Raw genomic sequence first — 24,324 nt, 5'->3', positions numbered from 1 at the left:
CACCACGACCACCACCATGGCGACGGTCGGCCTCGGCACCGACGGCGACCCCGAACAGCCGCGCCCCGTGCGCGGAATCGGCGTCTCCGTCCCCTCGGCGGACACCCGCGCCAAGGCCGAGGGCACCTTCCCCTACGCCGCGGACCTGTGGGCCGAGGGCCTGCTGTGGGCCGCCGTGCTGCGCTCCCCGCACGCCCACGCCCGCATCCGCTCCATCGACACCTCGGCCGCCGCCGAAATGCCCGGCGTGCGCGCCGTCATCACCCACGCCGACGTACCCGGCGCCACCACGCACGGCCGCCGCATCGCCGACCGGCCGGTGTTCGCCCACGACGTCGTACGCCACCACGGCGAGCCCATCGCCGCCGTCGCCGCCGACCACCCGGACACCGCACGCCTCGCGGCCGCCGCCATCACCGTCGAGTACGAGCTCCTCGACGCCGTCACCGACCCCGAGCAGTCCTTCGGCGCCCCCCCGCTGCACCCGGACGGCAACCTGATCCGCCACATCCCGCTGCGCTACGGCGACCCCGAGGCGACGGGCGAGGTGGTCGTCGAGGGCCTCTACCGGATCGGCCGCCAGGACCCCGCCCCCATCGGCGCGGAGGCCGGCCTCGCCGTGCCCCGCCCCGACGGCGGCGTCGAGATCTACACCGCCTCCACCGACCCGCACACCGACCGCGACCTCGCCGCCGCCTGCTTCGGCCTGGAGCCGGACCGGGTCCGGGTCGTCGTCACCGGCGTCCCCGGCGCCACCGCCGACCGCGAGGACGCCGCGTTCCAGCTGCCGCTCGGCCTGCTCGCCCTGCGTACGGGCTGCCCGGTGAAGCTGGCCGCCACCCGCGAGGAGTCCTTCCTCGGCCACGCCCACCGCCACCCGACCCTGCTGCGCTACCGCCACCACGCGGACGCCGAGGGCCGCCTCGTCAAGGTCGAGGCGCAGATCCTGATGGACGCCGGCGCCTACGCCGACGCCTCCGCCGAGTCCCTCGCGGCGGCGGTCGCGTTCGCGTGCGGCCCGTACGTCGTCCCGCACGCCTTCGTCGAAGGCTGGGCGGTCCGTACGAACAACCCGCCCTCCGGCCACGTGCGGGGCGAGGGCGCCATGCAGGTCTGCGCCGCCTACGAGGGCCAGATGGACAAACTCGCGGCCGCCCTCGGCATCGACGGCGCGGAGCTGCGCCTGCGCAACGTGCTGGCCACCGGCGACCTCCTGCCCACCGGCCAGACCGTCACCTGCCCGGCACCGGTCGCCGAACTCCTGCGCGCCGTCCGCGACTTCCCCCTCCCGTCGCTTCCGAAGGACACCCCGGAGGACGAGTGGCTGCTGCCCGGCGGCCCCGAGGGCGCGGGCGAGCCGGGCGCGGTGCGGCGCGGGGTCGGCTACGGGGTGGGCATGGTCCACATGCTCGGCGCCGAGGGCGCGGACGAGGTCTCGACCGCCACCGTGAAGGTGGTCGGCGGCGCCGCCACCGTCATCTGCGCGGCGGTCGACACGGGCCAGGGCTTCGCCACCCTCGCCCGCCAGATCGTCCAGGAGGTCCTCGGCATCGACGAGGTGTCGACGGCCCCCGTCGACACCGACCAGCCGCCGGCGGGCCCCTCGGCCCACGGCCGCCACACCTGGGTCTCCGGCGGGGCCGTCGAACGGGCCGCGAAGATGGTCCGTACGCAGCTCCTCCAGCCCATGGCGCACAAACTCGGCATGTCCACGGAACTCCTGCACATCGCGGACGGCCGGATCACGTCGTACGACGGCGCCTTCTCCATGACGGTCGCGGAGGCGATAGAGGGCAAGGAGCTCTGGGCGACCGCCCAGTGCCGCCCCCATCCCACCGAACCGCTGGACGCGGACGGGCAGGGCGACGCCTTCGTCGGCCTCGCCTTCTGCGCGATCCGCGCGGTGGTCGACGTGGACATCGAGCTCGGCTCGGTACGGGTCGTGGAACTGGCCGTGGCCCAGGACGTCGGCCGCATCCTCAACCCCCGCCAGCTGGAGGCCCGTATCGAAGCGGGCGTCACCCAGGGCGTGGGCGCGGCCCTGACCGAGAACCTCCGCTCGGTCGCGGGCCTCGTCCGCCACCCCGACCTGACGGGCTACGCCCTGCCGACGTCCCTGGACGCCCCGGCGGTGCGCATCGTCCGGCTGGTCGAGGAACGCGACGTGGTGGCCCCGTTCGGGGCGAAGGCGGCGAGCGCGGTCCCGGTGGTGACGACCCCGGCGGCGGTGGCCTCGGCGGTCCGCGCGGCGACGGGACGCCCCGTCAACAGGATCCCGATCCGGCCATCGGCGGCGGTGGCCGCGGCGCCCAACTCGTAACGTCTTGGGGCCTGTCGGCGCCGATCGTTAGAGTGGGGCGGACGGGGTCGGGGAGTCGGGGGAGGCATCATGGCGGTGGACAACGGTCCGGGGCTGCTGGGGGTGAACGTCGCCGGCGGCCTGGCGGCGGCGGTGGCGGCCCAGGCGAAGGCGCTCGAGGTCGAGTACGAGTCGCTGACCGACTACAAGAACCGGGTCGACGCCCTGCTGAAGACCCTGGACGGATCCGAGGCCGACGCCGGGAAACTGGCCCACGGCACCCTCCCGGCCGGCACCCTCGGCCAGGGCTTCGCGGAGGCGGACGCGCTGTTCAAGGCGTACGGCACGGTCCACAGCGAGCTCCAGAAGCTCTCCGAGGGCCTCGCGGTCCAGATCGAGGCACTGGGCATCGCCATCCTGACGGCGGGCAAGGGCTACGGCGGCGTGGACGAGGAGACGCAGGCCCGGATGCGGGCGCTGATCAAGCGCTCGAAGGACGACTACGTCAGGGACCGCGACCCGCTGGAGAAGGCCGGCGCGGCGAAGGGCACGATCTGATGGCGACGACGAACTTCGAGGGCTACTCGCACGAACAGCTGCTCGCGATGATCGCGTCCCTCGACCCGGAGACGGTCAAGGCGCGCGGCACGCAGCTGACGCAGGCGGCGGCCGCCATCAAGGACATCGGCGAGAGCCTCAAGAAACACCAGGTCAAGGGCTGGGAGGGCGAGGCCGCCCGCGCCTTCCAGGAGTGGGTGAGCCGCGCGGGCAGCGCGACGCTGCTGCTGAGCCAGTACAGCGAGGCGGGCGGCAAGTGGATGACGGAGGCCGCCCAGACGATGGTGGAGGTGAAGGCCAACACCCCGAAGTACGACACGGCGGCGGCGCAGAACCTGGAATCGGCCCGCAAGTACCACAACGACCCGGACGCACAGCAACTGGGCCAGACGGCCCACACAAAACTGACGACGGACCACGCCCACGCGGTACAACAACTGACGAAGCTGGCCCAGTCGTACGAACAGTCGACGACCCAAATGACCACAACCCCGGCCCCGACGTTTCCCCCACCGCCGGGATATTTTGCTCCGCCGGCAGCGATCCGGCACGGTAGCTACCTTGCTCGATCTGGCGGCGGTGCCACAGGTGCTGGCTCGAGCGGCTCTTCCTTCGAGGCTGCTGCGCCCACATACAGTGGCCACCCGAGCGAGGGCAGCCATGTGACAGCCCGTCCGCTGCTGCCGGACAACACCACTGCCCTCACACCAGGGACGACGGTGACGCCGGTCAATCTGGACCGCGGTGTGAACGTGGACCTTGACCACGTTTCTGCCTATCCGGACAAGACGCTGCCGTCGGCCAATGGTCTCCCTGGCGGTCCCGGACCGAGCGGACCTGGCGGCAACCCTCCCATCGGGCCGGTCCCGCCTGTGGCCTTTCCGCCGCATGTCGGTCCGCCGGGCCTGGGTGGCGGCCCATTGCCGGGCACGCGTCCGCCCGTTGCCATCGGAGGCAAGATCGGCGGTGTTCCTGTCGTACCCCCGCGCGACTCCGGAATCGTAGGCGGCCGACCAATTTCTAGCGGTGTACCGAACGCTGGGATCCCACGAGGCACCGTCATCGGCGCTGACGGTCCCCATGCCGGAGGTCGCCCCGGGCCCGGAATGATGGGTGGGGGTTTCGGCGGCCCGCACGGCACTGCGGGTGGCCCGGCTGTTGGTCGGCGAATGGCGATGGAGCCTGGCGGTGTTGTCGGTGGTCGCCAGGCTGCGTCTGGTGGTCAGCCGTTCACGCAGGGCGGTTCCGGCCTCGTCCGTGGAGCGGGCGTTGGAGCAGTAGGACATGGCGGTGCTTCCCAAGCCCCGAGCACGCGGCGCACAGACCATGGCGGCGGCCGCCCCGACTACTTGGCCGAGGACGAAGAGACCTGGCAGGGCAACCGTCGTGTTGTGCCGCCGGTGATCGACTGAGCGGAACGGACGTTGCACGAATGCGTATGCGGAAAGCCACTTCGGCCCTAGTGGGTCTGCTGCTGGTTGGGGTTGCCACCACCCCAGCCCACGCCGAAACGGTGCGCTCCAAGCAATGGCACCTCGACGCCATGAAGGCCGACGATATGTGGAAGATCAGCACGGGGAAGGGTGTCACCGTGGCAGTGATCGACACAGGCGTCGCTCGCATCCCCGAACTCGAAGGGCAGGTCCTGCCCGGCGTGGACTTCGCTCCGGACACGATCGAGGGTGATGAGCGGACTGACTACGAGGGCCATGGCACAACCATGGCTGCGGTCATCGCCGGCAATGGCACAGGGCCTGGGGGGGTGGACAGCGCCTTCGGCCTCGCTCCGCACGCAAAGATCCTGCCGCTGCGTGTCGATCTCCACGGCAATGGCATCTCCCGGGACACGACTTTGAGGGACGCCATCCGCTACGCGGCAGATTCGAATGCCAAGATCTTGAATATCTCAATGATCGGCTGGCCTGATTCTGAGGAGCTGGCCAGTGCCGTCAAGTACGCGCTGGAAAAGGGAAAGCTGATCTTTGCGGGTGTCGGCAACGAAGGTCATGACGAGATCTACTTTCCCGCCGGGACTCCGGGAGTGGTAGGCGTCGCGGCCGTTGATGCCAGTGGCGCGGCGACCAAGGAGTCGCAGCACAACACCGCGGTGGACATCTCCGCGCCCGGGAGCGAGATCGTCTCCGCATGCAGCGGCGGTACGGGCCTCTGCACAGGCCACGGCACCAGTGACGCCACCGCCCTGACATCGGCCTCCGCCGCGCTGCTCTGGTCCGCTCATCCCACCTGGACCAACAACCAGATCCTCCGCGTCCTCCTCAACACCGCCGGCAAGCCCGTCGACGGGGTCGAGCGCAACGACTACATCGGCTACGGCGTCGTCCGCCCCCGCATCGCCCTCCCCACCCCCGGTGACCCCGGTCCGGCGGACGTGTTCCCCTTGCCCGACCTCGCCGCCGCCCCGGCGACCACGGGGGCCGGTCCCTCGACCGGGGGAAAGATCACGCCGTCCCCTGCGCCGCAGGCCGACGCTGCGGTAGACAAGGGCAACGGCAACGGCAGCGCGCTGCCCTGGATCGCCCTGGGTCTGGGGGCCTGCGTGCTGATCGGCGGGGCCGTAGCCGCAGTCGTCGTACGCCGGAAGAACAGCCGCTGACCTGATCAGACCGACACCGTCACGGGAGTGGAGCGCACCGGATGTCCTTCGAAGAGGAATGGTCCGCGGCTCGCGCCACCGCCGCGGCCAACATCTCCATGCGCCTCGACCAGGCCGCCCCGGCGGCCCCCGGCGGCGGGGCCGACCTCGCGCTCAACCAGGACCACATCGGCGCCGTCGGCACCGAGGCCCACACGCTGCACTCCCGCCTCCAGGCCGACGGGCGGCACGCCGCCACCGCCTCCGCCGACGCCGCCGGCGCACTGGCGAAGGAGGGCTTCGCCAGCGGGGGCGCCCTCGCCAGGGCCAACACCCGGTGGGAAAGCCAGGTCAAAACCCTCGTCGCCGCCTGCGCCCAGATCTCCAACGGGCTGAACTACTCGCTCTCCTCCCACGCCAAGGAAGAGCAACGGCTCTACGCCGAGTTCACGACCTCCAAGATCGACGAATACCTCAAGTAGGTGCCCGTGCTGACGTACGAGAACGTCATGAACGCCCCGGTCGACAAGCTCGCCACCGCGATCCGCGACTGGCAGGCAATGGTCACCAAGCTGGAAGAGCTGGCCGAGGCGGCCCGGGGCGGCCTGAAGGCCAAGTCCGACAAGGCCGAGTGGAGCGGGGTCACCGCAGGGGTGGCGCGGCCGTTCGTGGACAAGACGGCCAAGGAGTTCGAGGACGCCGCCAAGGCGGCCAAGGGCATCCACCGGGCGCTGGCCCAGGGGCACGACACCTTCAGGTCCTCCCGCGACCGGCTGAGGAAGATCACCGAGGAGGAGGCGCCCGCAGCGGGCTTCCGGGTGGACGCGAAGGGGAAGGTCGAGCCGTTACCCCTGGCCACGGAAGCCGACCGCCACGCGGCCCGGCACGACCCGGACTACCAGGAGTCCCTCCGCGTCAACCGCCCCCTCTGGCAGGCGAAGATCGACGCCGCCGTCGACGCCTGCGACGACGTGGACCAGTCCCTCGCCCGTCTGCTCAACGCCAACGTCGCCGATGACCACGACTTCAGCGCCCCGAAGTACGCCGGCCTCACGGCGGAACAGGCAGGCCGCGCGACCGCCCTCGCGAGGAAGGGCCGGGACCTCTCCCACACCGAGCTGGCGGAACTGAACGAGCTGCTGGCCGACAACGCGAAGAAGCCGGAGTTCTCCACCACCTTCTACGGCAACCTCGGCCCCAAGGGCGCGCTCCAGTTCTTCGGCTCCATGGCGACCGACACCGGCGCTCGCGGCTTCGACGAGCAGCGCCTCAAGGACATCCAGGACCTCCAGAAGAACCTGGGCCTCAACCTCGCCACCGCCACCGACCCGGACAACCCGCAGCACCTGCCGGACCGGTTCGCGCAGGACCTGCGGCGCCTGGGAACGGAGCGGATCCCGCTCTCCACGCACGACGGCAACCCGCCCTTCGGGTACCAGCTGCTCGGCGGAATCATGCGCTACGGGAATTACGACCGGCGCTTCCTGGTGCCCATCGCGGACCATGCGGTCCAGGTCCAGGAGAAGGACAAGAACTTCTTCTTCCAGAACAAGCCGATCAACGGCTGGACCCAGACCCAGTTCAATCCCTCCGGCGGGAGCGGCGCGGGCTTCGACCCCGTGAACAGCTTCCTGGAGGCGCTCGGACACAGCCCGGAGGCCGCGACGGAGTTCTTCAAGCGCGACAGTTCGGATCTGGTCGCCTACAACCAGGACGGCACGGTCAAGGCGGGCGCGCCGAACCTCGGCAAGGACGTCACGAACTACCTGGACTACTTCGCCCGCGAGAAGTACGCGAGCCCGACCGACTCCAACGACCTGGACGCGAAGGGCGTGGCCGCCGCGAAGCAGTACATGCCCGACGCTCTGGGGCACGCGCTGGAAGCGGCGACGCTCGGCCACGCCTGGGACGACGCGGCACCGGGGCTGAAACGGAGCGGGGACACGGCGGAGGTCATGGAGGCGGTCGTCGCGAAGTACGGCGGCGACGCAGGGCTGCTCAAGCATCACGAGGCTCTCGCGGACAGCCTGGGCCGGATGACGGCCGGCTACATCGACGACGTCAACTGGGCCCTCAGCGGGGACGGCAAGGACGGGGTGTTCGCCCCTCCCGAGCACGCAAGGGACGGCCACATGGAGCTGGACCGCGAGAGCGCGCGCGACCTGATCAGCGCTCTCGGGCAGCACGCGGATCCGTACGCCACGCTGACCACCGCGGAACGCGTCTACGGCGCCACCGTCCTGGAATCACAGGGCTTCCACGACGGTCAGGTCGACCAAGGGCGCGCCTTGGCCACGCTCTCAGTCACGGCGGAGTTCCAGGGGGTGCTCGACGACTCCCGTGCCAGGCAGCTCGGTGCGGAGGCGGAGAAGCAGAACGAGGCGTTCGAAAAGGCCGTCGAGCAACGCAGCGCGTGGATCGAGTTCGGCACTTCGGCGGCGATCGGCGGCGCTGTCGCGCTGCTGCCGGCGACGATCGCCGGGGCCGGAGTGGCGGCGGTGGTAGTGCCGATCGCCATCGACACGGGGAGCGGTGCGGTGGAACAGGCTGCCTCGTCGGCGATCACCGAGTGGTCGGACAAGGCAGTGGAGAAGAAGAAGGACGAAGTAGACGATGCCACGCACGCCGCCACGAAGGCGATGTACCAAAGCGGGGAACGCAGCGCCGAGACGCCGCTCAAGCAGTTCCAGGAGCGGCACGGAATCAGTGATACGAGTGTGCTGGGCAACGACCTTAGGGAAACGGTGAGTAACGGGTACTCGACCGGCACGTCCCGGTCCGCTCAACAGGGACACGCAGCGCAAACTGAGGCTCCGTGAGGTCCGTACGGGTGCTCGTGGGACTGACGGCGTTCGTGCTGGGTGCAGCGGGGTGCGTCGCGCTGCCCAGAACGAGCGAACCTGAACGGAAACCGGAGCGGGCGGAGCCGAGGGCCGTGCCCAGCGCCCAGATCTGCGGCGGGACTCTTTTCTCTGCCGATGCAGGGAGGGCGCTGGAGAGGATCATGAACGCGACGACGTTCCTGATCCCCGGGCCGGCACACGAACGGGGAGCGGCGGACATCGCGAGGACCCTAGAGGACGTCTACCGGCCGGGGGCCGCGACCGACGACATGCCCGTCGGGCTGTGCCTCATCGACGCCGGCGCGGCGGGAGGCGCGAAGGGTCGCGAGGCCACCATGTCCTTCCTCGCCCGCCACAAGCAGGGGGGTCCGGCGGATTCCGAGGGCGCGAGTAAGTCCGGAGTGACCGTCTCCCGCTGGGGCACGGACCATTCGCTCAAGTTCGACTGCGTCAATCCCCGGCGCGGGTCCCCGCTGCGGATCACGGCCATGTTCCACGGGGGGCGGTCCCGTGACCGTGACCTGCGGGAGGATCAGAGCCGGGCCGACGACTACCTGGCCCTCGTCCACTCCGCAGCCCGCTCGGTCGCCGGCGCGCTCGGCTGCGAGGGCGGTGGCGGACTGCCCGAGCATTTCACGGAGCTGCAGCCGTACGTGCAGGACCGATAAGGCCGAAGGCTTGTCTCAGCAGGTCAGAGCGGAATGCGTGGAGGTTTACGGCCGTTCATTCGCATACGCGTCATCCCGTGGTAACTGCGAAGACAACAGTCTTTGTGATCGTTCCACAGCGAGAGGTGCTTTCGATAGCGGTGAATTGGTAGCTTCCTCGAGGTGTGGCGCTACCCACTTTGACTACGGTCTGCCATCCACCGTGCGTGCCCACGCTCGGGCTGGCTGACGTGGTGTTGAAGATGCCCTTCGATCCGTAGGGAAGAGAGATGCGTACGGTTCCTCCGGGTGCCCAACGACTTCCCTGAATGACGAAGCTCTTGCCGGGAGGCCCTACGTCAGGCTTTATTCCGATAGACGGGCTAACTGGGCACCCGTCCTGCCGTCCTGTAGTCCCATCAGTCACAGTGAACTGTGCGGATGCGGCTCCCCCGTTTCCGATGATCGCGGAAACTTCGACTGATCCAGAAGCGGACGCCGGAATCTTGATGGTGAGCCGGAATGTGCCTGCCGCGTTGGGGTGTGCAACAGCGACTGGGGAGCCCGCTACCGTGATGGGGACGTCGATGCCGCTGGATCCGTGCTCCTCCCATCCGGTGCCGATCACGCGAACTGCGGATCCGGCGGGCCCAGATGACGGGCGCAAGCTGATATTGCCTCCTGCGGCTGCTGCCGTTGGAGGATAGAGCGAAAGGGCAAGTCCCAGGGTCGTCGCGACGAGAATTGCGAGTAGACACCTTCTCATAACGTCCCTCCGCAGCCTCGTTTTTTCGTTGGCGGCGCGTGGAATGAACGGCTTTTGAAAGGCGCTTTGGGTGCGCCCGGCTGAATATCTGCTGAGAAGGGAACTTTGCGGCGCGTTCTGGCCCCCAGGCGTAGCCTGATCCCGTCAATCAGGCTACGACCAGGCCCCGAGGTGTGCCACTAGAGGGTTTCATCTTTCACCTCTCGCGCGGGTGCTCGCTTTCGGCGACGATTGCCTGGGGGCGGTATGGCCGCTGTGCGACGGGGAGATGAGCCCCGGGAAGCTGCAACTGAGACGGGAACTGAGAGGGCAAACTGTAGGGCGGCACCCCCTGTGCGGGGTACCGCCCTACGTTTTGCCTGGTCAGGCACGTGGAAGCCGTGACCGGAATCGAACCGGCGTAACTCGCTTTGCAGGCGAGTCCCTCAACCACTCGGGCACACGGCTGGGTGTGCGGTGACGAGTACGAACGTACGGGGGCCGGTCGTGGCGGGGAAGGGGGGAGGTCCGGCTGCAATGTGACTGCCATGCGGCGTTCACAGACCTAGGTCCCCGGGAGGAGGGCGGATCGGTCCAAAAGACAGGGGCGATACGGGTCTGTGGACCTTACTCTGGGGCGATGAGCGCCCTTGAACCCGGGATGACCGAGACCGCTGCCGCCCCGCCACCGCAGGGCGGCATTCTGGGTCCGGCGTACCGGACGCTCAGCGTCGGGGTCATCTCCGTGATCTTCCTCATCGCCTTCGAGGCCACCGCCGTCGGCACGGCCATGCCCGTCGCCGCGCGGGAGCTGCACGGCATCGGGCTCTACGCCTTCGCGTTCTCCGCCTACTTCACGACCAGCCTGTTCGGGATGGTGCTCTCCGGCCAGTGGGCCGACCGGCAGGGGCCGTTGCGGCCGCTGACCGTGGGGATCGGGGCCTTCGCCGCCGGGTTGGTGTGTTCCGGGACCGCCCAGCTGATGGAGGTGTTCGTCCTCGGGCGGGCCGTGCAGGGGTTCGGGGGCGGGCTGGTGATCGTCGCCCTGTACGTGGTGGTCAGCCGGGCCTACGAGGAGCGGCTGCGGCCCGCCATCATGGCCGCCTTCGCCGCGAGCTGGGTGGTGCCGTCGATCGTCGGGCCGCTGGCCGCCGGGACGGTCACCGAGCAGCTGGGCTGGCGGTGGGTGTTCCTCGGGATCCCGGCGCTGGTCGTCGTACCGCTGATGCTGGCCCTGCCCGCGATCCGGCGCACCGCCTCCGGCCCGGTGGATCCCGCGTCGCCCGCCGCCTTCGACCGGCGGCGCATCCGGCTGGCCCTCGGGATCTCCCTGGGCGCCGGGCTGCTCCAGTACGCCGCCCAGGACCTGCGGTGGCTGTCGCTGCTGCCGGGCGCCCTGGGGGCGGGCCTGCTGGTGCCGGCGGTGCGGGGTCTGCTGCCGCGCGGGACCTACCGGGCCCGGCGCGGGCTGCCGTCCGTGGTGCTGCTGCGCGGGGTGGCGGCGGGGGCGTTCATCGGGGCCGAGAGCTTCGTGCCGCTGATGCTGGTCACCCAGCGCGGCCTGAGCCCGACCCTGGCCGGCTTCTCGCTCGCGCTCGGCGGCGTGACGTGGGCGGGCGGCTCGTGGGTGCAGTCCAAGGGGCGGATGGCGCCCTACCGGGAGCGGCTGATGGTCGCCGGGATGGTGATGGTGGCCGTGGCCATCGTCGCGGCCCCGGCGGTGCTCATCGAGGCGGTGCCGGTGTGGACGCTGGCCCTCGCCTGGGCCCTGGGCTCCCTCGGGATGGGCCTGGTGATCGGCTCGACCAGTGTGCTGCTGCTGAAGCTGTCCGCGCCGGAGGAGGTGGGCGCGAACTCCGCCGCGCTGCAGATCTCGGACGCGCTCGCGAACGTGGTGCTGCTCGCGGCCGGGGGAGCGGCGTTCGCCGCGCTGGGCGGGGGAGCGGTGGGTGCGGGGCACGAGGTGGCCGCGTCGGGCGGGGTCTCCCACCCGGCGGCGTTCCTGGTGGTGTTCCTGCCGATGGCGTGCGTGGCCCTGGTGGGGGCCTGGGTCGCCACCCGGCTGGACCCGCCGGTGGCGGCGGGGGTGGGAGCGGGGTCCGGTCCGGAGACCGGGGGCGCAGCCTGAGGGTGGGGGCGGGGTTCCGGTGGGACCGGATCAGAGCCGGTTCGGGGTTTCCCGTCAGTCCCATCGTCCTTCCGGTTCGTGCCGGCCCGTCAAGGGCGCTCACTGCGTTCGCGTCACTGCGTGATCGCCTTCGGCGACCCTTGACAGGCCGCCCCGCCCCGGAAAGACAAGGACTGCCGGGAAGCCCCGAAGGAACGGCACGGTCGGAGGGGGAGGGCGTCGGCCGTCTCAGGGATGCGACGGGGACGGGGGAGGGACGCCGACCCCGCCGGGGGCCGAGCCGTGGAGCGGGGCGGGGCCAGTCGGCGGGGACGGGCCGGCCGCTACCTGCACCAAACGTTGATCAGGACCCCATACGGCAGCGGCAGGCGCGGCAGATCGCTACGCGCTCCTCGTTTCTCAGCGACTGGCGGCCGTCTGGGGCCGCTACCTGCACCAGACGTTGGTCAGGAGCCCTTCCCGGACCGTCAGACGCATCAGATCGCCCCACGCTCGTCACATTGGGGCCTCAGACGGCCGTCAGTCGCCGAGAGATGGGCAGCGCGTAGCGATCTGGTGCGCTTGATGGTCCCGGATGGGAGGGCCGGGCCCCGGCGCCGGGCATGGGACGTGGGACCGGGTCTGGGAGGGGGTCGTGGCCCCTGGCCCCTCGTCTCATCGCTGAGGGAGCCGCTCCTGATGGTTGTCCCTGGTGACCGTTCTTTTGGGGGCTTCCCGGCAGTCTTTCGGCTTTCCGGGGCGGGTCGGTCTGTCAAGGGTGGCCGAAGGCCATCGTGAAGCGACGCGACGAAGGAGCGCCCTTGACAGGCCGGCACGACACGGAACGACGATGGGACTGACGGGAACCCCCCAAACCAGCTGTGAGACCGCCCAAGGAGGCGATTGAGGGGCCGGGCGGCGGGCATCGGGCTTTGCCGTGGGCGTGCCCGTGGGTTGTGCTGTGGGCCGGACGGGAGCCTTGCCGCCGCCGGGCCGGGCCGTGGTGCCGTGTCGGGGTGTCAGGTAGTCGGCCGGGCGGGCGTCCCGCCGGTGGGCTGGGCCGTGGAGCCGGGCGGTGGTACGGCCAGTGGCCCTGCCGTGGAGCCCGGCATCGGCTGAGGGCGAGGGTCCGAGCCGTGGAGCCGGGCAGTCGGCCCGGGGGCGAAATGGGGGTGTGGGTGCGGGGTGGCGGGGGTTAGCCTCCCCGCGTGACCTCCGACGTGAACGCCCTCGTCCTCCCGATGCCCGACGCCGAGCGGGCCGAGCTGGCCGACCTCGCCGACGCCACCGGCTCCACCCCCGAGGCGCTCGCGCTGGAAGCCGTACGGGCGCACCTGCGGCGGGAGCGGGAGCGGGTCGGGGCGGAGGCCGCGCGGCTCGCGGGGCGGCATGCCGGGCTGCTGAAGCGGCTCGGGCAGTGAGCGCCGCCGTTCCGGTCCGCCACCTGACCCTCGCCGAGGTCCTCGATCTCGCCCGCCACGCCTGCCTGGCCCACGACCAGCCCGTGGAGCTGCGGGCGCCCGGGCTGCTGGAGTCGGCCGTGCACCGGCCGCGCGCCCGCATGTTCGGGACGCCGGCCTACGAGGACCCGTACGAGCAGGCCGCCGCACTGCTGCACGGCATCGCCACGAACCACCCCCTGGTCGACGGGAACAAGCGGACCGCCTGGCTCGCGGCCGCGACCTTCCTCGCCGTGAACGGGGTCGACCTCGCCGGAGCCGACCAGGACGCCGCGTACCGGCTGGTCATCGCCGTGGCCTCCGGGGCCGAGACCGACGTGGCGGTGATCGCCGCCGGGCTGCGGGAGTTGCCCGCGGTGTGACGCTCGCCGCACCCGCCGAGGTCACGGGCCTGTCCCTCCGCGAGGGGCGGGCCCGCGCCGGTAAGGTGGCCCGGTTGTCCTACGTACGACGACAGTGACGCGTACGCACACGACAGCCAGCCACGACTGCCGCCGAGAGCAACGAACCGGAGACCGTGACTACTACCGCCTCCCACCACCTCTCACCCGCCTTCCCCGGCCGTGCCCCGTGGGGCACCGCCAGCAAGCTGCGAGCCTGGCAGCAGGGGGCGCTCGACAAGTACATCCAGACCCAGCCGCGGGACTTCCTCGCGGTCGCCACCCCCGGCGCCGGCAAGACCACCTTCGCCCTCACCCTGGCCTCCTGGCTGCTGCACCACCACGTGGTCCAGCAGGTGACCGTGGTCGCGCCGACCGAGCACCTGAAGAAGCAGTGGGCCGAAGCCGCCGCCCGGATAGGCATCCGGCTCGACCCGGACTACTCGGCCGGACCGCTGAGCAAGGACTACCACGGGGTCGCCGTCACCTACGCGGGCGTCGGCGTGCGGCCGATGCTGCACCGCAACCGCTGCGAGCAGCGCAAGACCCTGGTGATCCTGGACGAGATCCACCACGCCGGCGACTCCAAGTCCTGGGGCGAGGCCTGCCTGGAGGCCTTCGACCCGGCGACCCGGCGGCTCGCGCTGACCGGCACGCCCTTCCGGTCCGACACCAACCCCATCCCCTTCGTCACGTACGAGGAGGGGAACGACGGGATCCGGCGGTCCTCCGCCGACTACACCTACGGCTACGGCAACGCCCTCGGCGACGGCGTCGTCCGGCCGGTGATCTTCCTGTCCTACAGCGGCAACATGCGCTGGCGCACCAAGGCCGGTGACGAGATCGAAGCCCGCCTCGGCGAGCCGATGACCAAGGACGCCATCTCGCAGGCCTGGCGCACGGCGCTGGACCCGCGCGGCGACTGGATGCCGAACGTGCTGCGCGCCGCCGACCAGCGGCTGACGGAGGTCAGGAAGGGCATCCCGGACGCCGGCGGCCTCGTCATCGCCGCCGACCAGGACGCGGCGCGCGCGTACGCCAAGCTGCTCCGGGAGATCACCGGGACCAAGCCGACCGTCGTGCTCTCCGACGACACCGGCGCCTCGAAGAACATCGACACGTTCAGCGCGAACGACGACCGCTGGATGGTCGCGGTCCGGATGGTGTCCGAGGGCGTCGACGTACCGCGCCTCGCGGTGGGCGTGTACGCGACGACGATCTCGACCCCGCTGTTCTTCGCGCAGGCGGTCGGGCGCTTCGTACGATCGCGCAGGCGCGGCGAGACGGCCTCCGTGTTCCTTCCGACCATTCCCTACCTGCTGGGCTTCGCGAGCGAGATGGAGGTCGAGCGCGACCACGTGCTCGACCGGCCGAAGAAGGCGGGCGAGGACGAGGACCCGTACGCGCAGTCCGAGAAGGAGATGGAGGAGGCGAACCGGCAGGAGGACGAGGACACCGGCGAGGACGAGCAGATGTCCTTCGAGGCGCTGGAGTCCGACGCCGTCTTCGACCGGGTGCTGTACGACGGCGCCGAGTTCGGCATGCAGGCGCACCCGGGGAGCGAGGAGGAGCAGGACTACCTCGGCATCCCGGGCCTGCTGGAGCCGGACCAGGTGCAGCTGCTGCTGCAGAAGCGGCAGTCGCGGCAGATCGCGCACAGCCGGCGCAGGCCCGACTCCGAGGCGGACCTGCTGGAGCTCCCGGCGGAGCGCCGGCCGGTGGTTTCGCACAAGGAGCTGCTGGAGCTGCGCAAGTCGCTGAACACGATGGTCGGCGCGTACGTCCACCAGAGCGGGAAGCCGCACGGGGTGATCCACACCGAGCTGCGCCGGGTGTGCGGCGGGCCGCCGAGCGCGGAGGCGACGGCGGGGCAGCTGAAGGAGCGGATCAAGAAGGTGCAGGAGTGGGCGACCCGGATGCGGTGAGGCACTGCTGAGAACGCGGAACGGGGTCCGTGCGCTGCTGCGCACGGACCCCGTTCCGGTGGAGCGTGGATCAGTTGGTGACGCGGCGACGACGGCCGGTGCCGGCGACCAGGGCCGCACCCATGGCGAGGGCCACACCGCCGGCGCCGAGCGCCCAGCTGGTGGCGGCGTCGGTGCCGGTCTCGGCGAGCTCGCCGCCGGTGTTCGTGCCGCCGGTGTTGCCACCGCCGTGGTTGTCGACGATCGGCGTGGTGGTGCCGCCGCCGTTCGGCTTGGTGTCGTTGCCGCCGGTGTTGCCACCGTTGTTGTGGCCGCTGTTGCCGCCGGTGTTGCCACCGTTGGAGGAGCCCTTGACGATCTTCGACTCGACCACGGCCGTGTCGGAGAAGACGTCCTCGTCCACGTTGCTGCCGCCGGCGGCGGCAACGGCGATCTCGCCGGTCGGGGCGCCCGCACCGAACTTGACGCGGACCTGGAGGCTGAGCTTCTTCGCCGGGATCTCGATGTCGTCGGTCAGCAGGGCGACGGCGGAGCCGCCCTCGCCCATGACCTCGACGTCGTGCCAGGCGCCCTGGTAGAAGACCTGGACGCGGACGTCCGAGGCCTCGAGCTCGGCGGCCTCGTCGGCGACGGCCAGGACGAGCACGTAGCTCTCCTGCGCCTTGCCCTTCGAGTTGTCGACGGAGACGGTCAGGTTGGTCCAGTCGCCGCCCGCCTTGAAGGCGCTCGGGACACCGCCGAGGCCGAGGACCGGGCCGGTGGCGGCCAGGTCGTCCTCGTCCTCCACGACGGGGGCCGGGGCCGGAGCCGGCTTCTCGGCGGCGGGCTTGGCCGGGGCCGGAGCCGGGGTCTCCTTGGCCGGGGTCTCCGCGGCGGGCTTGGCGGCCGGGGTCTCGACGGCCGGCTTCGCGTCGGCGGCCGGGGCGACCGGAGCGGCGGCGTCGTCCTTCGGGGCCGCGTCCGGAGTCGTGACGGCCGGGGTCTGTGCCTCGTCAGCCATCGCGGGCGTGGCCATGAGGACCGTCGGGCCCACCACGGCGGCAGCGGCGACGACGGCCATGCGCTTCAGGTTCACTTGTTGCTTCTCTCCCCTAGTTGCGTTCGAGGCATGCGTCAGCCCCGCCCACCCCCAACATCATTTTTGAACACGATCAGAGTAATGGCCGTGTAAACGGATTTCGGTCCCCGAACATTACGAATCGATACAGTCCGGAGAAGAAAAGGGCCGAAACCGGCAGTAGGCGCCCGGATTCTGGACGAGGCCTTTCGCTCAGCGGACTCGCTCGCTACTGTCCCCGCATCGAACGCCCCGTGGCAGCGCCGCCGCGGGAGCGCAGCCGGTGCCATGGCCGCTACCGGCGGCCTCTCCGTGCGTCGCCGAGGGACCGGCAGCGCTCCACCCCGCGAGAGTCACCGCCGCCCACCGAAACAGAGGGAGAGGCGTCGTGACCGCGGAAACCTCCCAGACTCTCGACCGAGGGCTCAGGGTCCTCAAGCTGCTCGCCGACACCGACCACGGTCTGACCGTCACCGAGCTGTCCAACCGACTCGGTGTCAACCGCACCGTGGTCTACCGCCTCCTGGCCACCCTCGAGCAGCACGCCCTGGTCCGACGCGACCTCGGCGGCCGGGCCCGGGTCGGCCTCGGCGTGCTCCGCCTGGGCCGGCAGGTCCACCCGCTGGTGCGCGAGGCGGCCCTGCCCGCGCTGCGCTCGCTCGCCGAGGACATCGGAGCCACCGCGCACCTGACCCTCGTCGACGGCACGGAGGCGCTCGCCGTGGCCGTCGTGGAGCCCACCTGGACCGACTACCACGTCGCCTACCGGGCCGGCTTCCGCCACCCGCTGGACCGCGGCGCGGCCGGGCGGGCCATCCTGGCCGCCCGTCAGGGCTCGCTCACCGAGCCCGGCTACACCCTGACCCACGGCGAACTGGAGGCGGGCGCCAGCGGCGCCGCCGCGCCGCTGGTCGGCATCACCGGACTGGAGGGCAGCGTCGGCGTCGTGATGCTGGCCGACGCCGTGCCGGAGCGGGTCGGACCCCGCGTGGTCGACGCCGCCCGCGAGGTCGCCGACGCCCTGCGCTGACGGACGCGGCCGCGTGGAGTGAGGGCCGGGCGGTCCGGGCCGGGCGGCCCGGGTCGGTAGATTGGCCGGGTGCTCTCTCGCCTCACACGTCTGCCGCGCCCCGCCGCCCTGGCCGTATGCGCCGCGCCCGTCCTCGCGCTGTTCGCCGTGGCGGCCCTCGCACCGCTGCCGTTCGTGGTGGCCGTGCCTGGCCCCACGGCCGACGTGCTGGGCTCCGACCAGGGCAAGCCGGTGATCACGGTGACCGGCGCCCCGGTCCGTGACACCAAGGGCCAGCTCCGGATGACCACCATCCGCGCCACCGGCCCCTCCTCGACGATGACGCTGCACGAGCTCGTCGACCACTGGTTCAGGAGCGACCAGGCGGTCATGCCCAGGGAGTCCGTCTATCCCTCGGGCGGAAGCGACCAGCAGATCGAGGAGCACAACCTGGAGGAAATGGTCCAGTCGCAGTCGGCCGCCGCGGCCGCCGCCCTCGGCTATCTCAAGAAGGACCCCAAGGACGTCAAGGTCCAGCTCAACCTCGCCGACGTGGGCGGCCCGAGCGCCGGACTCCTCTTCTCCCTCGGCATCGTCGACAAGCTCGACGGCGACGGCAGCGGCGGCGACCTCACCGGCGGCCGCAGCATCGCCGGTACGGGAACCATCAGCGCCGACGGCACGGTCGGCGCGGTCGGCGGCGTGGGCCTGAAGACCCAGGCCGCGCGCCGTGACGGCGCGGAGGTGTTCCTCGTACCGAAGGCCGAGTGCTCGGACGCGAAGTCCGAACTGCCCCGGGGGCTGCGGCTGATCCCCGTCACTTCGCTGACGGACGCGGTGGGCTCCCTGCGGGCACTGGGCCGGGACGAGGCCGCGGTGCCGTCCTGCTGACCGGCGGTGTGCGGTCCAGGCCGCGCCAGGCGGGGAACAGCAGCGGGGTGAGGGTGGTCAGGAAGTAGACGGCGGCGAACAGCAGGAGGGCCGCGGTCACTCCGAAGCCGTCGACCAGCAGGCCGGCCGCGAGGCCGCCCATCGGCATGGCCAACTCGCTGCCCGCGGTGCTCACACTGGAGACCCGGCTGCGGAGTTCCTCCGGTACGAGCTCGTAGACGACGGTGGTCAGGATGGGGTTGAGCACGCCCGCGCCCAGGCCGGCCAGGGCCATGGTCACCGCGAGGGGCAGCGGGGTGTCCGTGACGGCGGCGACGGCGTAGCGGGTGGGCCCGGAGAGCAGGAAGGCCCCCGCGAACACCGCCCGGCGGGGGAAGCGCTCGCCCCACGCCCCGTAGAGCAGGGCCCCCAGCAGGGCGAAGCCGCCGAAGAGGGAGATCATCAGGCCCAGGGTGGCGGCGCCGCCGAGGTCCTCGCGGCCGTGGACCGGGAGGAGGACGGAGGACCAGCCCTGGTCCAGGCCGTTGGTCGTCATCACCATGAGGGTGATGCCCATGAGGAGCCGTGAGCGGGTCAGGAACCGCCGGCCCTCGGCGAGTTCGGCACGGTACGCGGCGAACGACGGCTTGCCGGTGCCGCGCTGCGGTTCGGCGGCGGGGACGCCGCGCAGGAAGGCGGAGACCAGGAGCGCCGACGCCGCGAAGGTGGCCGCGTCCAGCAGCAGCACGGTCTCGGCGCCGAAGACGGTGACCAGTACGCCGGCCACGGCGGCCCCGATCATCCGGGCTCCGCGCGAGACGGCGTCGTAGAGGCTCGCCGCCCGCGCGACGGTGGTGCCGGCGTGCTCGGCGAGGCTGGGCAGCAGGACGTAGCGGGCGGTCAGGCCCGGGGTGTGCACCAGGCCGCCGGCGGCCATCAGCGCGCACAGCATCCAGAAGTCCAGTACGCCCGCGTAGTGGAGGAGGGGGATCGCGCCGACCGCCAGCCCGCAGATCAGGTCCGAGGCGGCGGAGACCCGGCGGCGGCCGATCCGGTCGATGACCGGGCCGCCGACGAGGGCCGCGACGACGACGGGCACAGTGGCGCAGAAGGCGACGACGCCGGCCCGGCCGGCGCTTCCCGTGGTCTGGAGCACGAACCACGGGACGCCGATCAGGGTGAGGGAACTCCCCGCTATGGAGACGGTGTTGGCGGCCAGGACGGCGGTGAAGGGGCGCCTGCTCATGCGGCGGGCTGCCGGATGCGGGCCTGGAGGTGGGCCGGCTGCATCAGGCGGATTCCGGCGGCTATCAGCACCTCGCCGACCTGGTTGCGCAGGGCGGGCAGGGCGGCGGTGGCGGGTGCCGCCTCCCGGGCGAGGCGCCAGGCAGCGGCCTCGGCGGCCAGTTCGGCGGTGCGGGCGGCGTGGATCCGGGCATGGCTGAAGGCGTGCATGGCGGAACTCCTTCGGGGAGAAGCCGGGACGAGGGAGGCGAGAGGAGGGAGGCGGGAGGAGGGAGGAGGCTCACGCCCCGCTGCGGCGCGGGAAGGCGTGGGTGTGGATGCGGACCGTCTCCACGTCGTCAGGGTTCTCCGCGGGCGGCAGGTCGCGGTAGCTGTTGATCAACTCGTGGAGCCGGTGGACCAGTTCATGGGTCTGTTCGGCGGTCAGGCGGAGGCTGAAGTCACTGAGGTCGCTGGAACGGCGCCAGGCGGGCGACCAGTCGACCGACTCGCCGAGCCACGAGGTCAGCTCCTGGGCGTGGATCTTCATGATCTCCGCCAGGAACACCTCGGCCGCCCCGCGCGTCTCCGGGTTGTCGTCGAGGGTCAGCGAGTCGTCGAGCCGCGTGCCGTCGTGGGCGGCCTTCCACCAGCGCTCGCGGCCCTTGCCGCGCTCGGGTGCTTCCTCGATGAACCCGTGCGCGGCGAGTTGCCGCAGGTGGTAGCTGGTGGCCCCGCTGGACTCGCCGAGCCGCTCCGCCAGCTGCGAGGCGGTGGCCGGGCCGCTCATGCGCAGGGCGCGGAGCAGTTGTATGCGCAAGGGGTGGGCGAGGCCCCGCAGGGAGCGAGAGTCCAGCGTCCGGACCTTGGGTTCCGGGGTTTCGGCGGCTTCGTGGTCGGCGTTCTTCTCGGGCATGGCTCAAGCGTAGGCATGCAAAGGTTTCTCTGCAAGCATTTCTTTGCAAGCAGTTCTTTGGAACTCCGGGCCGGGGCGGATCAGCCGTCCGCGGCCGCCTGTTCCACCAGCGGGATGAACCGCAGCGGCACCGGGTTCTCCATCACGATCGCCGTCGACGCCCGCACGATCCCCTCGAAGCCCACCACCCGGTCGATCACCCGCTGGAGGTCGGCGTTCGACCGGGCCACCAGCCGGCACAGCATGTCCCCGTGCCCGGTCGTCGTGTGCAGCTCCAGCACCTCCGGCACCCCCGACAGGTGGGCCCGTACGTCCGCCCCCTGCCCCTGCTTGATCTCCAGCGTCGCGAAGGCCGTCACCGGATACCCGAGGGCCGTCGGGTCGACCTGGGGGCCGAAGCCCCGGATGACCCCGCTCGACTGGAGCCGGTCCAGGCGCGCCTGCACCGTGCCGCGCGCCACCCCGAGCCGGCGCGAGGCCTCCAGGACCCCGATCCGCGGCTCGCGCGCCAGCAGGACGATGAGGCGGCCGTCGAGTTCGTCGATGCCCATGGAAGCCTTCCCCTGATCGGCTGGTCATACTGCACAGATCTTTCAGTCATCCTCAGGCTCCGCTGGTCATTCTGTACAGCAGAAAGGGAAACTATTGCGCAGCTTGTGGAAGAGCGGGACTCTGCGCTCATGACTGAGACCCTGGACACCACCCCGCAGACCGCGCGTGAGGCAGACCCCTTCCCGGTGAAGGGCATGGACGCGGTCGTCTTCGCCGTCGGCAACGCCAAGCAGTCCGCGCACTACTACTCGACCGCCTTCGGCATGAAGCTCGTGGCCTACTCCGGACCGGAGAACGGCAGCCGCGAGACCGCCAGCTACGTCCTGACGAACGGCTCCGCGCGCTTCGTCCTGACCTCCGTCATCAAGGCGACCACCGACCACGGCCGTTTCATCGCAGAGCACGTCGCCGAGCACGGCGACGGCGTCATCGACCTCGCCATCGAGGTCCCGGACGTCCGCGCCGCGTACGAGTACGCCGTGGGCCAGGGCGCCCGCGGCCTGGACGAGCCGCACGAGGTCAAGGACGAGCACGGCACCGTCGTGCTCGCCTCGATCGCCACCTACGGCCAGACCCGCCACACGCTCGTCGAGCGCGTCGACTACACCGGCCCCTACCTGCCGGGCTACGTGGCCGCCGAGCCGATCGTCGCCCCGCCGGCGAAGCGGACCTTCCAGGCCATCGACCACTGCGTCGGCAACGTCGAGCTGGGCCGCATGAACGAGTGGGTCTCGTTCTACAACAAGGTCATGGGCTTCACGAACATGAAGGAGTTCGTGGGCGACGACATCGCCACCGAGTACTCGGCGCTGATGTCGAAGGTCGTCGCGGACGGCACCAAGAAGGTGAAGTTCCCGATCAACGAGCCGGCGATCGCGAAGAAGAAGTCGCAGATCGACGAGTACCTGGAGTTCTACGGCGGCCCCGGCGTCCAGCACATCGCGCTCGCCTCGAACGACATCGTGGCGACCGTACGCACCATGCGGGCGGCCGGCGTCCAGTTCCTGTCCGTCCCGGACACCTACTACGACACCCTCGGCGAGTGGGTCGGCGACACCCGCGTGCCGATCGACGAGCTGCGCGAGCTGAAGATCCTGGCCGACCGCGACGAGGACGGCTACCTGCTGCAGATCTTCACCAAGCCGGTCCAGGACAAGCCGACCGTCTTCTTCGAGATCATCGAGCGCCACGGGTCGATGGGCTTCGGCAAGGGCAACTTCAAGGCGCTGTTCGAGGCGATCGAGCGGGAGCAGGACAAGCGGGGCAACCTGTAGTCCTCGCGGTCCTGTTGGGGTGCGGCCCCGCCGGTGGCCTGGCCGGCCGTGGGGCGGGGCCGGGGGTGCCGCTGCGCGGGGCGAGGTCCCCTACCCGCCCTTCGCCCGTTCCCCGGGGCTGCGCCCCGGACCCCGTCCCCGGGGGCTCCGCCCCCGGACCCCCGCGCCTCAAACGCCGGCGGGGCTGGATGGTGCCTCAAGCGCCGGCGGGGCTGGATGGTGCCTCAAGCGCCGGCGGGGCTGGGAGGGCGTGCAGGGTCAGGTGCCCGCCTGGGTGGGTTTCGGGTGGGGCTTCGGGGACGGTTTCGGCTTCGGGGGGTTGGGCTTCGGGAGTTCCGGGGCCACCCACGGAGTGGCCGGCTGCATGTTCTCCGGGCCGCCCGCCGGGGGCTGGCCGACGGCGGCCAGGGCCTCCTTCGCCAGCGGGCCCCGCAGCGGGGAGAAGACCGGGTTCGTGCGCAGCGCCTCCTGGAGGTGCCTGCGGGCCGCCGCCTCGTCGCCCAGGCCGCGCTCGATCACCGCCCGGTGGTAGGCGAACTCCGCGCTGCGCAGCCCCAGGTCCGTCGCCTTCTTCGCGTACTCCAGCGCCTGCGCGTCCTCACCGCTCCTGTGCAGGGCCCAGCCCAGGGCGTCGGCGACCTGCACGCTCCTGTGCCGGGACCACTCCGCCGACAGGCGGCGTACCGCCTGCGCCGGATCGCCGTGGTCCGCCTCGTACAGGCCGAGCACGACCTCCTCGTTCACCCCGTTCGCCCCGCCCGCCGCCGCCAGGGCCGCCAGCGACCGGTACTGCGCCCGCGCCTCCTCCGGCCGCTCCAGCGACTCCAGCAGCTCGCCCAGCTCCAGCGCCAGCCGCGGCACCGGGGTGCGCCCCAGCGCCAGCCGGTAGTCGCGTACGGCCTCCCCGCCCCGCCCCAGCGCGGCCAGCGCCCTCGCCCGGCCGCCCAGCGCCTCCCCCTGCGCGGGGTCCGTGCGCAGCGCGGCCTCGTACTGGCGCAGCGCCTCGCCCGGATCGCCGCGTTCCCACGCCAGCTCCCCGAGCCGGAAGAGGACGTACCCCTTCTCCGCCGGGGACTTCGCCGCCCCGCCCGCGTGCTCCAGGGCCACCACCGCGTCCTCGCGCCAGCCCCGGTCCCGGTACACCTGCGCGGCCCTCAGGTGGGCCGCCAGGCCCGGCCGCAGCTCCATCAGCCGGTCCATCGCCCGCTGCGCGGCCTTGTAGTCGCCCAGGCCCGCGTACGCGTCCACCAGGACCGGGTACGCCGTCCAGCGGCGCGGCGCCTGCGCCCGGACCAGTTCGCCCCATTTCTTAGCCGTCCCGAAGTCCCGCCGGGCGCCGGCCAGCGCGCCCATGCCCGTCATCGCGTCGAAGTTGCCCTTCTCGGCGGGGCGGACCTCCAGGGACCGCTTGAGCGCCTTCTCCGCCTTCGGGAACCAGGCGGAATCGGCCGTCCGCCGGGCCTGTTCCAGGTACGCCGAACCGAGCACCGCCCACGAAGCGTCGTCGTCCGCGTGCGCGGCGACCCATTTCTCCCGGTCCGCCACCAGCGCCGTCAGGTCCACCGCCGAGGCCGGGGAGCCCATGGTCACCGCCGACGCGGCCCGTTCGCTCGGCCCGGGCGGGCGGGCGTCGTCACCGGTACGGGCCGGGCGGATCAGCAGGGCCCCGGCGATCAGGACCACCGCGACCGCGGCCGCCACGACCGTCTTGCGGCCGGTGAAGGTCACGGGCGGCGCGGGCTGCTGCGAGTGCTCGTCGAAACCGTGCATGCGCTCACTGTGCGTCAATATGAAGAGCTCGCCGAGATGTCCGAAGCCGGTCGCGGCCGTGTTCACACCGATGGCCCCGGCTGCCACTGTGGCCC

Annotated in this window: 21 protein-coding genes and 1 tRNA gene; 14 read left to right on the top strand and 8 right to left on the bottom strand. The window is 71.5% G+C overall.

Annotated elements, in window-relative coordinates; genetic code table 11:
• The first annotated feature begins 16 nt into the window (after window positions 1–16).
• From ACZ501_RS04865 to ACZ501_RS04835, 7 genes are all read left to right on the top strand, one after another.
• Window positions 17–2,320, top strand: coding sequence for a xanthine dehydrogenase family protein molybdopterin-binding subunit (locus tag ACZ501_RS04865; protein WP_361599834.1), 2,304 nt, complete (start codon window positions 17–19; stop codon window positions 2,318–2,320).
• A gap of 69 nt (window positions 2,321–2,389) precedes the next feature.
• Window positions 2,390–2,857, top strand: coding sequence for a DUF2563 family protein (locus ACZ501_RS04860; RefSeq protein WP_468792554.1), 468 nt, complete (start codon window positions 2,390–2,392; stop codon window positions 2,855–2,857).
• A complete protein-coding gene (locus ACZ501_RS04855; RefSeq protein WP_468792552.1) occupies window positions 2,857–4,269 on the top strand; it encodes a WXG100 family type VII secretion target in 1,413 nt (470 codons plus the stop codon). Before ACZ501_RS04860 ends, ACZ501_RS04855 begins: the two co-directional genes overlap by 1 nt.
• A gap of 50 nt (window positions 4,270–4,319) precedes the next feature.
• The gene (gene mycP, locus ACZ501_RS04850; protein WP_468792549.1) at window positions 4,320–5,471 is read left to right on the top strand and encodes a type VII secretion-associated serine protease mycosin; all 1,152 of its coding nucleotides are present in this window, start codon (window positions 4,320–4,322) and stop codon (window positions 5,469–5,471) included.
• A gap of 41 nt (window positions 5,472–5,512) precedes the next feature.
• Window positions 5,513–5,932, top strand: coding sequence for a hypothetical protein (locus tag ACZ501_RS04845; RefSeq protein ID WP_468792546.1), 420 nt, complete (start codon window positions 5,513–5,515; stop codon window positions 5,930–5,932).
• Window positions 5,933–8,269 carry a hypothetical protein gene (locus ACZ501_RS04840; protein WP_468792543.1) on the top strand — a complete coding sequence of 779 codons (2,337 nt, stop codon included), beginning with the start codon at window positions 5,933–5,935 and terminating at the stop codon, window positions 8,267–8,269.
• 185 nt (window positions 8,270–8,454) lie between these two features.
• Window positions 8,455–8,961, top strand: coding sequence for a hypothetical protein (locus ACZ501_RS04835; protein ID WP_468792541.1), 507 nt, complete (start codon window positions 8,455–8,457; stop codon window positions 8,959–8,961).
• Window positions 8,962–9,031: 70 nt separating this feature from the next.
• Here the strand turns inward: ACZ501_RS04835 and ACZ501_RS04830 are convergent, their stop codons facing one another.
• Both ACZ501_RS04830 and ACZ501_RS04825 read right to left on the bottom strand, forming a co-directional pair.
• A complete protein-coding gene (locus ACZ501_RS04830) occupies window positions 9,032–9,706 on the bottom strand; it encodes an IPT/TIG domain-containing protein (protein WP_468792538.1) in 675 nt (224 codons plus the stop codon).
• Window positions 9,707–10,078: 372 nt separating this feature from the next.
• Window positions 10,079–10,153 (bottom strand) — tRNA-Cys (locus ACZ501_RS04825).
• Between the two features lie 172 nt (window positions 10,154–10,325).
• Here ACZ501_RS04825 and ACZ501_RS04820 point away from each other — a divergent pair.
• The 4 genes from ACZ501_RS04820 to ACZ501_RS04805 all read left to right on the top strand — a co-directional run bounded on the left by ACZ501_RS04820 (window position 10,326) and on the right by ACZ501_RS04805 (window position 15,557).
• Complete coding sequence (locus ACZ501_RS04820) at window positions 10,326–11,813, top strand: MFS transporter (RefSeq protein WP_468792536.1); 1,488 nt, start codon at window positions 10,326–10,328, stop codon at window positions 11,811–11,813.
• A 1,187-nt stretch (window positions 11,814–13,000) separates the two neighbouring features.
• Window positions 13,001–13,213: a hypothetical protein gene (locus ACZ501_RS04815; RefSeq protein ID WP_468792533.1), complete on the top strand. Its 213-nt coding sequence runs from the start codon at window positions 13,001–13,003 to the stop codon at window positions 13,211–13,213.
• The gene (locus tag ACZ501_RS04810; RefSeq protein ID WP_468792531.1) at window positions 13,210–13,614 is read left to right on the top strand and encodes a type II toxin-antitoxin system death-on-curing family toxin; all 405 of its coding nucleotides are present in this window, start codon (window positions 13,210–13,212) and stop codon (window positions 13,612–13,614) included. The genes ACZ501_RS04815 and ACZ501_RS04810 overlap by 4 nt, the downstream gene beginning before the upstream one ends.
• A 155-nt stretch (window positions 13,615–13,769) precedes the next feature.
• The gene (locus ACZ501_RS04805; protein WP_361599803.1) at window positions 13,770–15,557 is read left to right on the top strand and encodes a DEAD/DEAH box helicase; all 1,788 of its coding nucleotides are present in this window, start codon (window positions 13,770–13,772) and stop codon (window positions 15,555–15,557) included.
• A 70-nt stretch (window positions 15,558–15,627) separates the two neighbouring features.
• Here the strand turns inward: ACZ501_RS04805 and ACZ501_RS04800 are convergent, their stop codons facing one another.
• Window positions 15,628–16,632, bottom strand: coding sequence for a hypothetical protein (locus tag ACZ501_RS04800; protein WP_361599800.1), 1,005 nt, complete (start codon window positions 16,630–16,632; stop codon window positions 15,628–15,630).
• A 370-nt stretch (window positions 16,633–17,002) separates the two neighbouring features.
• Between ACZ501_RS04800 and ACZ501_RS04795 the strand changes: the two genes are divergently transcribed.
• Together ACZ501_RS04795 and ACZ501_RS04790 are read left to right on the top strand one after the other, a co-directional pair.
• Window positions 17,003–17,644, top strand: a complete 642-nt coding sequence (locus ACZ501_RS04795; RefSeq protein WP_190182650.1) for an IclR family transcriptional regulator — start codon at window positions 17,003–17,005, stop codon at window positions 17,642–17,644.
• Between the two features lie 69 nt (window positions 17,645–17,713).
• On the top strand, window positions 17,714–18,514 hold the full coding sequence (locus tag ACZ501_RS04790; protein ID WP_468792528.1) for a S16 family serine protease: 801 nt from the start codon (window positions 17,714–17,716) through the stop codon (window positions 18,512–18,514).
• Here ACZ501_RS04790 and ACZ501_RS04785 read toward each other — a convergent pair.
• From ACZ501_RS04785 to ACZ501_RS04770, 4 genes are all read right to left on the bottom strand, one after another.
• A complete protein-coding gene (locus tag ACZ501_RS04785; protein ID WP_468792525.1) occupies window positions 18,441–19,739 on the bottom strand; it encodes an MFS transporter in 1,299 nt (432 codons plus the stop codon). The two genes, ACZ501_RS04790 and ACZ501_RS04785, sit on opposite strands and share 74 nt — an antisense overlap.
• Window positions 19,736–19,948 (bottom strand): hypothetical protein, encoded by a 213-nt coding sequence (locus ACZ501_RS04780; RefSeq protein WP_468792523.1) that lies wholly within the window; start codon window positions 19,946–19,948, stop codon window positions 19,736–19,738. Before ACZ501_RS04780 ends, ACZ501_RS04785 begins: the two co-directional genes overlap by 4 nt.
• 70 nt (window positions 19,949–20,018) lie before the next feature.
• Window positions 20,019–20,633 carry an ArsR/SmtB family transcription factor gene (locus tag ACZ501_RS04775; RefSeq protein ID WP_468792520.1) on the bottom strand — a complete coding sequence of 205 codons (615 nt, stop codon included), beginning with the start codon at window positions 20,631–20,633 and terminating at the stop codon, window positions 20,019–20,021.
• Window positions 20,634–20,713: 80 nt separating this feature from the next.
• The gene (locus ACZ501_RS04770; RefSeq protein ID WP_468792518.1) at window positions 20,714–21,184 is read right to left on the bottom strand and encodes an Lrp/AsnC family transcriptional regulator; all 471 of its coding nucleotides are present in this window, start codon (window positions 21,182–21,184) and stop codon (window positions 20,714–20,716) included.
• Between the two features lie 129 nt (window positions 21,185–21,313).
• Between ACZ501_RS04770 and hppD the strand changes: the two genes are divergently transcribed.
• Window positions 21,314–22,459 (top strand): 4-hydroxyphenylpyruvate dioxygenase, encoded by a 1,146-nt coding sequence (gene hppD / locus ACZ501_RS04765; RefSeq protein WP_468792516.1) that lies wholly within the window; start codon window positions 21,314–21,316, stop codon window positions 22,457–22,459.
• Between the two features lie 258 nt (window positions 22,460–22,717).
• Here the strand turns inward: hppD and ACZ501_RS04760 are convergent, their stop codons facing one another.
• The gene (locus ACZ501_RS04760) at window positions 22,718–24,229 is read right to left on the bottom strand and encodes a tetratricopeptide repeat protein (RefSeq protein WP_361603562.1); all 1,512 of its coding nucleotides are present in this window, start codon (window positions 24,227–24,229) and stop codon (window positions 22,718–22,720) included.
• Between the last annotated feature and the right edge of the window lie 95 nt (window positions 24,230–24,324).

Source organism: Streptomyces sp. NPDC034085 (assembly GCF_055575555.1).
Note: the sequence above shows the minus strand (reverse complement) of the source record. Positions and strands in the feature narration are given on the sequence as shown.

What these genes read in the sequence shown, in the direction of transcription:
- ACZ501_RS04865 (WP_361599834.1), top strand. Translation starts at nt 17, where the DNA reads ATGGCGACGGTCGGCCTCGGCACCGACGGCGACCCCGAACAGCCGCGC.
- ACZ501_RS04860 (WP_468792554.1), top strand. Translation starts at nt 2,390, where the DNA reads ATGGCGGTGGACAACGGTCCGGGGCTGCTGGGGGTGAACGTCGCCGGC.
- ACZ501_RS04855 (WP_468792552.1), top strand. Translation starts at nt 2,857, where the DNA reads ATGGCGACGACGAACTTCGAGGGCTACTCGCACGAACAGCTGCTCGCG.
- ACZ501_RS04845 (WP_468792546.1), top strand. Translation starts at nt 5,513, where the DNA reads ATGTCCTTCGAAGAGGAATGGTCCGCGGCTCGCGCCACCGCCGCGGCC.
- ACZ501_RS04835 (WP_468792541.1), top strand. Translation starts at nt 8,455, where the DNA reads ATGAACGCGACGACGTTCCTGATCCCCGGGCCGGCACACGAACGGGGA.
- ACZ501_RS04830 (WP_468792538.1), bottom strand. Translation starts at nt 9,706, where the DNA reads ATGAGAAGGTGTCTACTCGCAATTCTCGTCGCGACGACCCTGGGACTT.
- ACZ501_RS04820 (WP_468792536.1), top strand. Translation starts at nt 10,326, where the DNA reads ATGAGCGCCCTTGAACCCGGGATGACCGAGACCGCTGCCGCCCCGCCA.
- ACZ501_RS04785 (WP_468792525.1), bottom strand. Translation starts at nt 19,739, where the DNA reads ATGAGCAGGCGCCCCTTCACCGCCGTCCTGGCCGCCAACACCGTCTCC.
- ACZ501_RS04780 (WP_468792523.1), bottom strand. Translation starts at nt 19,948, where the DNA reads ATGCACGCCTTCAGCCATGCCCGGATCCACGCCGCCCGCACCGCCGAA.
- ACZ501_RS04775 (WP_468792520.1), bottom strand. Translation starts at nt 20,633, where the DNA reads ATGCCCGAGAAGAACGCCGACCACGAAGCCGCCGAAACCCCGGAACCC.
- ACZ501_RS04770 (WP_468792518.1), bottom strand. Translation starts at nt 21,184, where the DNA reads ATGGGCATCGACGAACTCGACGGCCGCCTCATCGTCCTGCTGGCGCGC.
- hppD (WP_468792516.1), top strand. Translation starts at nt 21,314, where the DNA reads ATGACTGAGACCCTGGACACCACCCCGCAGACCGCGCGTGAGGCAGAC.
- ACZ501_RS04760 (WP_361603562.1), bottom strand. Translation starts at nt 24,229, where the DNA reads ATGCACGGTTTCGACGAGCACTCGCAGCAGCCCGCGCCGCCCGTGACC.